This window comes from Patulibacter sp. (assembly GCF_030655195.1).
In the GTDB taxonomy this organism is placed as follows: Bacteria; Actinomycetota; Thermoleophilia; order Solirubrobacterales; family Solirubrobacteraceae; genus Patulibacter.
Map to the genome: position 1 here is coordinate 1 of NZ_JAURWA010000089.1, position 11,070 is coordinate 11,070.

An 11,070-nucleotide genomic window follows, 5' to 3' on the forward strand; every position below is an offset into this window, starting at 1 on the left:
CCGCGGCGGCGATCGCCGGGCCGCCGATGCCGCCCGAGCCCGCGCCCGCCGGCACGCCCACCGACGACCGGCGTCCCGCGTGCGCGTAGGTCTCGCGACGATCCAGCGCGGGCGGCTCGACCACGTCGAGCGGCAGGTCGCCGGCGTCGCCGACGGGTCGCTGCGGCCCGACGCCTACGTCGTCCTGTCGATGGATCCGGCCGGGGCCACCGCGGTGGACGAGCGCGTGGCCGCCGCCGTCGACGGCCCGGCCGACGCCCCGCGGGTGCTGCGGCTGCCCGTCGCGGACGGTGCACCGCTCCCCCTCGCCGAGGCCCGCAACACCGCGATCCGGGCGCTGGGCGACGTCGACCTCGCCGTCCTGCTCGACGTCGACTGCATCCCGGGACCCGAGCTGCTCGCACGCTACGCCGAGGCGGCGGCCGAGCGGGACGGGTTGCTCGCCGGCCCCGTCGGGCACCTGCCCGCCGGTCGACCGACCGGAGTGCGACTCGACGCGGACGACCGGCGCGCCGCCGACGTCCGGGGCGCGCGGCCGGTCCCCGGCGACGGGGAGCTCCTCGCCGAGCCCCGGCACGAGCTCTTCTGGTCGCTCTCCTTCGCCGTCTCCCCGGAGACCCACGCGCGGATCGGCGGCTTCGACGAGGGCTACACGGGCTACGGCGGCGAGGACACCGACTACGCGTTCCGGGCCCGTCGGTCCGGCGTCCCGCTGACCTGGGTCGGGGGCGCGTGGGCCTTCCACCAGCACCACACCGTCTCGAGCCCGCCGCGCGAGCATCTCCGCGACATCGTCCACAACGCCCGCCGCTTCCGCGAGGTCTGGGGCCGCTGGCCGATGGAGGGCTGGCTCGCCGCCTTCGCGGCCGAGGACCTGGTCGCGTGGTCCCCGGAGGGCGACCGGCTCGAGCTGCTCGGCGCGGGCTGAGTCGCGCTCAGCCCGCCGGGTCCCGGTCCTGGCGCCGATCCGTCAGGGGCGCACGCCGCCCGGGCAGCTCCCGGGCCAGGGCCGAGAAGCGCATCCCGGTCTCGACGACCTTCTGCAGCCCGAGCTGCGGGACGGCCAGGGGCAGCTGCCACGCGGGCGCCACGACGGCGCCCTGGCGGTGCTCGATCGCCCGGACCACGCGGCTCGCGGCGTCCTCGGCCGTCAGCGAGCCGGTCAGCGCCCCCGGGGTCCGCTCGAACGTCCGTCGCAGCCGGTCGTCCTCCCCCACCATCGTCGACATCTCGGTGTCGACCATCCCGAGGTAGAGCACGCCCGCCGACGTGCGGCGATGCATGAGCTCCATCCGCAGCTGGGCGACGACCTCGCCGACCGCGGCCTTCGTGGCCGGGTAGATCCCCGCCAGCGGCGTCGGCACGATGCCGGCGATCGAGGCGACGGCGAGCAGGTGCCCGTCGGCCGCGTCGACGTGCGGGAGCGCGGCCTGCAGCGTCCAGAGGGTGCCGTAGAGGTTGGTGTCGATGACCGTCCGGACGTCCTTCTCGTCCTGCTCCGCGATGGTGCCCGTCAACACGACGCCGGCGCCGGCGATCGCGGCGACCAGCCCGCCGAAGCGCTCCGCCGCCGCGTCGGTGGCCTCGACGACCTGACCGCGATCCGTCACGTCGGCGGGGAACGCGACCGCGTCCTCGGAGTCGAGCTCCGCGACGAGGTCGTCGAGCCGCTCGCTCGGGCGGCTGACGAGCGCGACCTTGGCACCGCGGTCGAGCAGCTGGCGGGCGACCACGCTGCCGATGCCGCCGGTGGCCCCGGACAGCAGGACGCCGCGGCCGCGCAGGTCCAGGCGACTCATGCCGGCGTCTCCGTCGCGCGCTCGCCGACGGGTTCGGAGCGCTCCGTCAGCGCGGCGCCGGCGGCGCCGCCGGGGAGCTCGTCGCGCAGGGCGGTGCGCCCCATGAACCACTCCGCCGTCGCCCGGGTGATCGTCTGCGGCCACACGGTGGGCGCCATCCAGCGCGGTGCGGTCAGCACGCGGCGGCGGTGCTCGAGCGCCCGGACGATCCGCTTGGCGACGGTCTCCGCCGTGAGCGCGCGCGTCAGGAGGGCGGAGGAGTGCTGCATCGCCCGCCCCGCCCGCGGGTCGGACTGGACGTCGCGGTTCATCTGCGTGTCGACGGCGCTGAGGTAGACGACCCCGGCCGAGGTCGGGCGGTTCATCGCCTCGGTCCGGACGGTCGCGACGATGCTGTCGACGGCGGCCTTCGTCGCCGGGTACACCCCCGACAGCGGGATCGGCGCGATCCCGGCGATCGACGACAGCGCGAGCGCGTGCCCGCCCTGCCGGTCGATGTGCGGCATGACGGCCTGGAACGTCCAGAGCGTGCCGTAGAAGTTCACGTCGATGACCTGGCGGGCGTCCGCCTCGGTCTGGGCGACCAGGGTCTCCGGCCGGACCAGTCCCGCGCCGATCACCGCGCCGACGAGGCCGTCGGTCTGCTCGCACGCCGCGTCGACGGCCTCGACCACCTGCGCGCGGTCGCGCACGTCCGCGGGGGCCGCCACCGCGACGGCGCCGAGCTCGGACGCGATCCGGTCCAGGCGCTCGCCCGGGAGATCGAGGAGGACGGGTCGCGCCCCGGCCCGGACCAGGCGGCGGGCCACGGCTGCCCCGATCCCGCCCGCGGCGCCGGTGACGAGGACGCCTCGTCCCTCAAGAGTCAGTCGCGACATGCTCGTCGTCTACCCCGTCGCGGTCGGCGTACCCGGCCGGCGGGCCCGCCCGGGCCGCCGGTCAGTCGGCGGCGACGGGGGCCGTCCGCAGCGACGAGCGTCCGGACGCCCACGCGTCGACGATCGCCGAGGCGAAGCGCTCCTCCACCGCGGCGAGGGCGGCCGCCCCGAACAGGGCGTCGCAGCCCAGCTCGACGTCCTGGTGCGCCAGTCCGCCCGCCAGGTCGACCGCGGCGATGCTCTCGTGGACGGCGTCGGCCTCGACGTGCTCGTCGAAGAACTCCGTGGCGCGGGTGCTGTCGTGGCCCAGGCGGCGCAGCCCCGCGGCGTAGCGGCGGCTGGGGACCGACGAGGTCATCTCGGTCAGCGCGAGGTGCCCGGCGCACGCGGCGCGCAGTCGACGGTGGAGGCCGAACAGGGAGGCCAGGTTGACCGTCGCGAGCGTCGTGGCGGGGAGCACGTCGAGGTACGCGCCGTAGCGGGGGTCGAGGTCCAGCTCGTCCATCGTCGCCGCGAACAGGTCGGCGTGGATGCGGTCGGGCTTGCCCGCGCCGTACTCGTCGACCTGGATCTCGACCATCGCCGACTTCGGCCGGCCCCACAGCCGCGGCAGCGCGAAGGAGTGCGGGTCGGCCTCCTTCAGCTGGTAGGCCGAGCGGTGGATCAGCAGCTCGCGCACCTGCTCGAGTCCGGCCTCCTTCTCGACCATGCCGGAGAGCGACGGACCGTCGTCGGCGTGGACGATCTCGCGCAGCGCGTCGTCCACCCGATCGGGGTCGACCCGGTCCGGACGCGGGGCGATCCGGCGGACCTCGGCCTCGAACGCGCGCTCGAGGCGGCCGCGGAACGCCAGCAGCGCCGGGTCCCACTCCCAGGCGTCGTCGACGCCGGGCAGCCCGCGGTAGTGCAGCTCGTAGCAGAGGTAGAGCGCGAGCTGCAGGTCCTCGTCGGTCAGCGTCGCGGCGGGCACGTCGACGTCGGCGGCGATCGAGGCGACGCTGCCCGGGTCGCCCTCGAGCGCGTGCAGGAGGCCCTCCGTCAGCGGGCCCCGGGCCGTCGGCAGTCCGATGGTGCTCATCGCCGGTCCGTACCCGAACCGCCCGGTCCCACGCGTCCGCCGCCCGGTCCCGACGCGGGAGCACGGGGTCCGGATGCCGCGCGGGACTTGGGGTAGACGGCCGGGCGTCCTTCCCGACCGGACGCCTTCACCGTGCTCGACGACGCTCTCCTCTCGCCCGCCCACCCCACCGCCGCTCGCCCGCCCGTCGAGCACCCGCCGATGGAGGCCGGACCCATCCGCGTCCGGACGCTCCCCGGCGTCTACGGCCCCCAGACCGACTCGTGGCTCCTCGCGCAGGCCCTGGGCCGCGAGGACCTCGTGGGGGCCCGGGTCCTCGACCTGTGCACCGGCTCCGGCCTGCTCGCCGTCACCGCGGCCCGGGCCGGGGCGGCCGACGTCTCGGCGGTCGACGTGTCCCGTCGGGCGGTCCTCACCGCCCGGATGAACCTGCGACGCAACGGCGTCCGCGGTGCCGTCGTCCGCGGCGACCTCGCCCGCGCGGTGCCCGACGGCGACTTCGACGTCATCGTCAGCAACCCCCCGTACGTGCCCGCGGTGCAGGACGCCCTCCCGACGCGCGGCCAGGCCCGCGCCTGGGACGCCGGCCGCGACGGTCGCACGATCGTCGACCGGATCTGCACCGAGGCCCCGGCCCGGCTCGCCCCGGGTGGCCGGCTGCTCCTGGTCCACAGCCACGTCTGCGGCGCGGAGCGCACGGTCGAGCTGCTCGAGGAGCAGGGCCTCGACGCGGAGGTCCTCATGCGCCGGGAGCTCGCGTTCGGCCCGGTGATGCTCGAGCGGGCCCGCTTCCTCGAGGACGCCGGGTTCGTCGGCGTCGACGAGCGCCGCGAGGAGCTGGTGGTCGTCCGCGCGGTGCGGCCGGGCCCGCCGCGCGCCGGTGGACGGCGGGTCGCATGAGCGGCTCGGGCGACGAGCCGGAGGTCCGGATCGTCCCGTACCGCGACGGTCCGCTCCTCGTGCGCGGTCCGGTCACGATCTGCGACCAGGAGGGCAACGAGATCGACGCGGGGCGCTCGCCCGTCGCCCTCTGCCGCTGCGGGCGGTCGCGCATCCGGCCGTTCTGCGACGGCACCCACACGACGACGCGCTTCCGCGCCCCCAGCGGACGCGAGTCGCGCTGACGCGACCGACCGCGGCCGGCCCGGGACCCGGGCCGGCCGCGAGGGATCAGGCCGGCGGCTGGTAGAGCTGCAGGTCGTTGCCCTCGGAGTCCTTGAAGGGCGCGATCTTGCCCCACGGGTGCTCGGAGAGCCCGTCGACGAACGTCACGCCGTCGGCCTGCAGGGCCTCGACCGCGGACTCGATGTCGCCGTCGACGCCGAAGGCGATGACCGCGCCGCCGTCGCCGGACGGGGACTCGGAGGAGTTCAGCCCGATCCGCTGATCACCGGCGGTGACCTCGGACCAGTCGCCGTCGTGCTCGAGGACCTCCAGGCCCAGGGTGTCGCGATAGAAGGCGACGGCCCGGTCCATGTCGGTCACGGGGAGCCAGATCGCGTCGATCTGCTTGATCTTCGAAGCCATGGTGGTCTCCTCTACGCCTTGTCGGCGTCGTCGCCCGTCTCGGTGCCCGCGGTGCCGTTCTTCACGACGTCGCGCGCCTGCGTGCCCTCGTCGCTGCCCTCGGGCGACGCGTTCGGGCCGGAGTTGGGGTGGGCCTCGCCCGTGTCGGGATCGATGATCCCGGTGGTCGGCTCGTCCTGCTTCTCGTCCGTCATCTGTGCTCCTCGCTGGGGCGCCGCAGGGGTGCGGCGCCTGCGCGGTCGCTACCCGGGGCCCCGCTCCGGGATGCGGCCCCGGGGCACGATCGGCCACCGGGTCGGCAGGCGGGGTGCAGCGTCAGTCGCGGGCGGTAGCGCCACGGACGTCGCGCACGAGGTCCTCGGCGCGGCGGATCTCAGCCGGGTCGGCGCGGAGCCGCGTGGCGTCCGGGGTCGCGGGAGCGGCCGTCGGCGCCCCGTCGCGATCGCGGACCGGGACGACCCGGGGGTCGGGGAACTCGTGGCGGGCGATCCGCCGGACCAGCGCGTCCTGATCTTCCATGCTCTTCCTCCGTCGTGACGGTCCCGCTCGTCGGGGACCCCCGGTCTCTGCCCGGCGGACCGGCCGACCATGCGCCGGCGGGCCGCGGCGGGCGTCAGTCGGCGTCCCGCGGGGCCAGCGCGCGGACGGCGGGCCCCTCGAGGACGCTGCCGTCGCGGGCGTCGAACCGGGACCCGTGGCACGGGCAGTCCCAGCTCTGCTCGGCGTCGTTGAAGTGGACCTCGCAGCCGAGGTGGGTGCAGAGCGGCGAGTGCGCGTGGACCACGCCCTCGTCGTCGCGGAACGCGGCCGTGCGGCGGCCGCCGTGGCGGACGATCCGTCCCTCGCCCGGCGCCAGGCCGTCGGTCCCCTTCCGGCTCGCCGGGCGCAGCCGGTCGCCGATCAGGAACGCCGGGGTCTCGGCGTTCCAGAGCGCGAGCCGTGCCGCGCCGCGGGGCTTGAGCTGGCCCAGGCGCGAGGGGTCCCAGAGCTCGCGGTGCTCGTCGTCGCGGCCGGCGATCCGGTCGCACAGGGCGTGCGCCGCCGCCGTGCCGGCCGAGAGGCCCCACTTGCCGAAGCCCGTCGCGGTCCACAGTCGGCTGCTGCCGGGCCGCAGCGGCCCGACGTACGGCGCGCGGTCGGACGTCTGCGGGTCCTGCGAGGACCACCGGTACAGGGCCTCGCCGGTCCCGAGGTGCTCGCGGGCCCACGCCTCCAGGCGGGCGTAGCGCTCCGCCGTGTCGGACACCTTGCCCGAGCCGTGTCCCTCGCCGCCGACGACGACGACGTCCTCGCCCTCGGGGCCGGCCGCGGTGCGGATCGACCGCGACGGGGACGCGACGTCGTAGAAGCTGCCCAGCGGCAGCGCACGGTCGGTGCGGGCGGCGATCGCGTAGGACCGGTCGGCCTGCAGCCGGGCGAAGTACAGGCCCCGGTCGAGGATCGGGACGTGCGTGGCGACGACGACGTGGTCCGCCTCGACGGTGGTGCCGTCCTCCGTGCTGACCCGGCACGGGTCGGACTCGCGGACGCCGACGACGCGGACGCCCTCGACGATCGTGGCCCCGGCGTGCTCGGCGAGGTCCGCGAGGGCGAGGCAGTAGTTCGCGCCGTGCAGCTCGCCGCCGCCGTCGACCCGGACCCCGGCGACCAGGTCGGTCGGCGCCGGGACGGCCCGGACCTCGTGCGCCGGCAGGCCCGCGTCGATCGTCGCGCGCGCCTCGTCCTCCAGTTGCGCCTGCTGCGACGGGTCGCTCGTGTAGGTGAACGCGGGCCGGTCCCGCCAGTCGCAGGCGATCTCCTCGGTCTGCACCAGGTCGCGGATCCAGCCCACCGCCCGCTGGTTGGCGTCGGCGTACATTCGCGTGCGCTCGCGACCGATGTCGCGCTGGAGCAGCGAGTAGCGCAGGCCGTGCGCGGCGGTGACCTTCCCCGTCGTGGACCCGGTCACGCCGGAGCCCACGCGCCGGGCCTCGAGCACGAGCACCCGGCGGCCCTCTCGGGCGAGGGCCAGGGCGGCGGTCAGGCCGACGATGCCGGCACCGACGACCACGGCGTCGTGGCGCCCGCCCCCGACGAGGCCGCCGGTGCGGGGCGTGGAGCGATGGGCGGTCGCGTTCCAGAGAGAGGTCGTCGCAGGGTTCGTCACGGTGCCGTCCGGGTCGGGAGCCCGATCGCTACCCGGCAACGTGGCGGGCAACCGTCGCCGCACCGCGCCCGGTGCGACCTCAGGGGCCCGGCGGCGGCACGGGTCCGGGGTCCGTGTCCGCACCGCGCCGCCCCCGCCCGAGCCGCACCTCGGCGGCCGTGCGGGTGCTCAGCCCGCGGTGCACCGCCAGCAGCCGGAGGCCGACGGTGACGACCATCGACAGCACGATCGCGACGGCGACGCCGGCCGACAGGCGGTCCGCGGCGACGTAGACGGCGCTCCCGGCGGCCGCGGCGAGGCCGTAGATCGGGCCCGGTCCGAAGATGTAGGGCCGCTGGCCGCTCAGCACGTCGCAGGCCACACCGCCGGCCGTCGCGGCGAGCACGCCGACCGCCGCTGCAGCGACGGGCCCGAGACCGGCGTCGAGCGCCTTCGAGGCCCCGACGATCGCGAACAGCCCCAGCGCGAACGCGTCGAAGAGGTCCAGCAGGTCGTCGATCCGGGCGGTGTGCGGGTGCAGCACGAGCATCGCCACCCCGACCCCGAGCGCCACCGGCAGGTAGGTGCTGCTCGTCAGCGCCACCGGGACCTGGTTCAGCAGGACGTCGCGGAGGACCCCGCCGCCGAGCCCGCTGGTCACGGCGAGCCCGACCGTCCCGGTGACGTCGAGGTCGCGGCGGACGGCGATCAGCGCGCCGAAGACGGCGCCGACGGCGACCGCGGCGAGGTCGAGACCGAGCGGGACGGCGACGGACGAGGCGACGAGGGACGGGATCACGGGGTGCGGGAGGTCGGGGACGGGGGTCGCACCGGTCCGTCGGCGCAGGCACGAGCGTCGCAGACCCCGCTGCGGAACCGCTGCCGGGCGGGCACGCCCGCGGGCGAGCGGGTATCCATACGGGCGTGCCCGCCACACCGCGCCAGCCCACCGCACGTCCACGATCCCGGCGCCGGCCGGACCGGCGCGCCGTCGGAGCACGGTCCTGACCTCGCGCTCGCCCGTCGACGCGCACCCCGAGGCGCGCCGGTCGAGCCCCGTCGATCCGTACCTCGAGGCCGTCGTCCCGGTCCTGCGCGGCGTGGTGCACGTGCACGCCGCCTGGCTCGCGCTCCTCGCCACCGTCGTGCTCGTCGCGGTCGCCCCCGACGCGACCGCCCGGCTCTGCGCCGTCCTCTACGGCGCGGCGCTCACCGGCATGTTCGCGGTCAGCGGCCTGCTGCACCGCGGCCGGTGGACCCCGGAGGTCCGTCGGGCGCTGCGCCGCCTGGACCACAGCCTGATCCACGTGTTCGTGGCGGCCTGCAGCACGACGATCGCGCTGCTGGTCCTCGAGCCGCCGCTGCGCGACGTCGTGCTCGGGCTGTCCTGGGCGGGGGCGGTCGCCGGGATCGTCCTCAGCGTCGCGTGGATCTCGGCGCCCCGGCAGCTCACCTCGTCGGTCTACGTGCTCGTCGCCGCGTCCGCGCTCCTCGGGACGGGGCAGCTCGTCCGGTCCCTCGAGACGCTGCCGACGGTCCTGCTGGCGCTCGGGGTGCTCCTCTACGCCGCGGGGGCCGTGGTCTACGCCACCCGCCGCCCGGACCCGGCCCCGCTGCTCTTCGGCTACCACGAGGTCTTCCACGTCCTCGTCGTCGCCGCGGCCACCGTCCACTTCGTGGCGATCGCCGGCTGGATCGTGCCGGGCGGCACCCCCGGCTGATCCGGGTCGGCGGGCCGGGCGCCGTGCCCGGCTGATGCGGGCGGGCGGGCCGGGCGCCGTGCCCGCTCCCCCCGGGCACGGGCGGACCGGGGGGCGACCCTCACGCGTCGCGGACGCTCAGGACGTCGGCGTCGGGGTCAGCCCCGCCAGGACCCGGGCCGCCCGCGGCCGGCGCAGGGCCTCGAGGCGCTCGTGCTGGTCCTCCGCCTGACGGACGAGCCGCTCGAGGTCCGCGGCGTCGAACTCCGGGTGCGCCCGCTCCTGCAGCGCGATCCAGCCCAGGCGCTTGCCCTGGACCGCGATCGAGAGCCCCTCGAGCTCGACGAGGTCGGAGTACGGCGAGCGGCTCACGAGGTGCCCGTTGAGCTTGAGCCGGCCGAGCCGCTCACCGACCGTCGCGGCCACCGCCTTGGCGGTGTTCGGCCCCGCCCCCAGGACCCGCAGCAGCTGCAGCAGGCGCCCGCGCTCCTCGAGCAGCTCGTCCTCGAACGCCGCGTAGAACGCGTGGAGCTCCTCGTCGCGGCCGGCGGCGGCGTCCTTCGCACGCCGCGTCAGACCGATCCCGGCCGTCGCGGCCGTCAGGTGGTCCTGCAGGTAGATCGTCAGGTAGCGGTCCTCGTCCATGCGCCCCCGCTGCCCGAATCCGCCGCCCTCGCACGTCCGCCCCGCCGACCGACGCCGTCGACGGTCGCCGTCGGCCGCCGCTCCCCGTACCCTCGTCGGCATGACGCCCCCCGCCCCGCAGGCCGCGCCACCGAGCAGCTCCGCCACGCCGACCGCCCCCGGCCCCGCCGCCGCGCGGGACGGGCGCCTCCCCGACGGACCGTCGGACCCCTCGGACGTGCGGTGCGGGGTGGCCCGATGAGCGCCGGGCTCGCCGCGCTGCTGGACGACATCAGCGTCCTGGCCCGTGCCGCGGCCGCCTCGGTCGACGACGTCGCCGCCGGCGCGGGCCGCGCGAGCGTCAAGGCGGCAGGCGTGATCGTCGACGACGCCGCGGTCACGCCGCGGTACGTCCAGGGCTTCTCCCCCGACCGCGAGCTGCCGATGATCCGGCGGATCGCGATCGGCTCGATCCGCAACAAGATCCTCTTCATCCTGCCGGTCGTCCTGCTCCTGAGCGAGTTCCTCGACTGGCTGCTCACCCCGATCCTGATGATCGGCGGCGCGTACCTCTGCTTCGAGGGCGCGGAGAAGCTGTGGGAGGCGGTCGGCCCCGACCGGCACCACGCCGCCGAGGCGGCGGACCGCGAGCCGGCCGACGAGGACACCCTGGTCAAGGGGGCGGTCCGCACGGACTTCATCCTGTCGGCCGAGATCATGGTGATCTCCCTGAACGAGGTGACCGACGAGGCGTTCGTCGCGCGCGCCCTGATCCTCGTGGTGGTGGCGTTCCTGATCACCGCGGTGGTCTACGGCGGCGTCGCCCTGATCGTGAAGATGGACGACGTCGGCCTGCGGCTCGCGCGGACCTCGCAGGGCGCGGTCGCCGCCCTCGGGCGCGGCCTGGTCCGGGGCATGCCGATCGTGATGCAGGTCCTCTCGACCGTCGGCATCGCCGCCATGCTCTGGGTCGGCGGCCACATCCTCCTCGTCGGCCTGAAGGACCTCGGAGCCACCTGGCTCTACGACCAGGTCCACCACGTCGAGGAGGACGTCCACGAGGCCCTGGGCGCCTTCGGAGGCGTCGGGGGCTGGCTGACGAACACCACCGCCTCCGCCATCCTCGGCGTGATCGTCGGCGGCATCATCGTCGCGATCATGCACCGGGTCCACGCCCACCGCGGGCACGGCGGGCACGGCGGACACGGCGACGGGACCGACGACGCCGGCGAGGCGCCCGCGGCGACCTGAACCGCCCGCCCGGGCCCGTGGGTGGGCCCTGGGCCCCGAAGGTCCGTGGTCCCCGTGGGTCCGGTCCCCGTGGGTCCGAGCCCCGTTG

Annotated in this window: 14 protein-coding genes; 5 read left to right on the plus strand and 9 right to left on the minus strand. The window is 76.2% G+C overall.

Annotated features, from left to right (window positions below; genetic code table 11):
• Positions 1 to 79: 79 nt before the first annotated feature.
• Positions 80 to 928, plus strand: coding sequence for a glycosyltransferase family 2 protein (locus Q7T67_RS08970; RefSeq protein ID WP_304788220.1), 849 nt, complete (start codon positions 80 to 82; stop codon positions 926 to 928).
• Positions 929 to 935: 7 nt separating this feature from the next.
• Here Q7T67_RS08970 and Q7T67_RS08975 read toward each other — a convergent pair whose 3' ends face one another.
• From Q7T67_RS08975 to Q7T67_RS08985, 3 genes are all read right to left on the minus strand, one after another.
• Positions 936 to 1,799: an SDR family oxidoreductase gene (locus Q7T67_RS08975; protein WP_304788222.1), complete on the minus strand. Its 864-nt coding sequence runs from the start codon at positions 1,797 to 1,799 to the stop codon at positions 936 to 938.
• Positions 1,796 to 2,677, minus strand: coding sequence for an SDR family NAD(P)-dependent oxidoreductase (locus Q7T67_RS08980; RefSeq protein WP_304788224.1), 882 nt, complete (start codon positions 2,675 to 2,677; stop codon positions 1,796 to 1,798). The genes Q7T67_RS08975 and Q7T67_RS08980 overlap by 4 nt, the downstream gene beginning before the upstream one ends.
• A gap of 61 nt (positions 2,678 to 2,738) precedes the next feature.
• Positions 2,739 to 3,755 carry an iron-containing redox enzyme family protein gene (locus Q7T67_RS08985; RefSeq protein WP_304788226.1) on the minus strand — a complete coding sequence of 339 codons (1,017 nt, stop codon included), beginning with the start codon at positions 3,753 to 3,755 and terminating at the stop codon, positions 2,739 to 2,741.
• A 201-nt stretch (positions 3,756 to 3,956) separates the two neighbouring features.
• Between Q7T67_RS08985 and Q7T67_RS08990 the strand changes: the two genes are divergently transcribed.
• Positions 3,957 to 4,655: a HemK2/MTQ2 family protein methyltransferase gene (locus tag Q7T67_RS08990; protein ID WP_370695381.1), complete on the plus strand. Its 699-nt coding sequence runs from the start codon at positions 3,957 to 3,959 to the stop codon at positions 4,653 to 4,655.
• A complete protein-coding gene (locus tag Q7T67_RS08995; protein WP_304788230.1) occupies positions 4,652 to 4,879 on the plus strand; it encodes a CDGSH iron-sulfur domain-containing protein in 228 nt (75 codons plus the stop codon). Before Q7T67_RS08990 ends, Q7T67_RS08995 begins: the two co-directional genes overlap by 4 nt.
• A 46-nt stretch (positions 4,880 to 4,925) precedes the next feature.
• Here the strand turns inward: Q7T67_RS08995 and Q7T67_RS09000 are convergent, their stop codons facing one another.
• From Q7T67_RS09000 to Q7T67_RS09020, 5 genes are all read right to left on the minus strand, one after another.
• A complete protein-coding gene (locus tag Q7T67_RS09000) occupies positions 4,926 to 5,282 on the minus strand; it encodes a VOC family protein (protein ID WP_304788232.1) in 357 nt (118 codons plus the stop codon).
• An 11-nt stretch (positions 5,283 to 5,293) separates the two neighbouring features.
• Entirely contained in the window at positions 5,294 to 5,476 is a 183-nt protein-coding gene (locus tag Q7T67_RS09005) for a hypothetical protein (RefSeq protein WP_304788234.1), read from the minus strand.
• A gap of 121 nt (positions 5,477 to 5,597) precedes the next feature.
• On the minus strand, positions 5,598 to 5,801 hold the full coding sequence (locus tag Q7T67_RS09010; protein ID WP_304788235.1) for a hypothetical protein: 204 nt from the start codon (positions 5,799 to 5,801) through the stop codon (positions 5,598 to 5,600).
• Between the two features lie 94 nt (positions 5,802 to 5,895).
• Positions 5,896 to 7,428 (minus strand): FAD-dependent oxidoreductase, encoded by a 1,533-nt coding sequence (locus Q7T67_RS09015; protein WP_304788236.1) that lies wholly within the window; start codon positions 7,426 to 7,428, stop codon positions 5,896 to 5,898.
• A 79-nt stretch (positions 7,429 to 7,507) separates the two neighbouring features.
• Positions 7,508 to 8,206 carry a trimeric intracellular cation channel family protein gene (locus tag Q7T67_RS09020; RefSeq protein ID WP_304788238.1) on the minus strand — a complete coding sequence of 233 codons (699 nt, stop codon included), beginning with the start codon at positions 8,204 to 8,206 and terminating at the stop codon, positions 7,508 to 7,510.
• Here Q7T67_RS09020 and Q7T67_RS09025 point away from each other — a divergent pair.
• The gene (locus tag Q7T67_RS09025) at positions 8,088 to 9,128 is read left to right on the plus strand and encodes a hemolysin III family protein (RefSeq protein ID WP_304788239.1); all 1,041 of its coding nucleotides are present in this window, start codon (positions 8,088 to 8,090) and stop codon (positions 9,126 to 9,128) included. The two genes, Q7T67_RS09020 and Q7T67_RS09025, sit on opposite strands and share 119 nt — an antisense overlap.
• 117 nt (positions 9,129 to 9,245) lie before the next feature.
• On the opposite strand, the gene Q7T67_RS09030 is transcribed toward Q7T67_RS09025, so the two are convergent.
• Complete coding sequence (locus tag Q7T67_RS09030; RefSeq protein WP_304788241.1) at positions 9,246 to 9,752, minus strand: hypothetical protein; 507 nt, start codon at positions 9,750 to 9,752, stop codon at positions 9,246 to 9,248.
• A 237-nt stretch (positions 9,753 to 9,989) separates the two neighbouring features.
• Here Q7T67_RS09030 and Q7T67_RS09035 point away from each other — a divergent pair, with 237 nt between their 5' ends.
• On the plus strand, positions 9,990 to 10,982 hold the full coding sequence (locus Q7T67_RS09035) for a DUF808 domain-containing protein (RefSeq protein ID WP_304788243.1): 993 nt from the start codon (positions 9,990 to 9,992) through the stop codon (positions 10,980 to 10,982).
• Positions 10,983 to 11,070 lie beyond the last annotated feature (88 nt).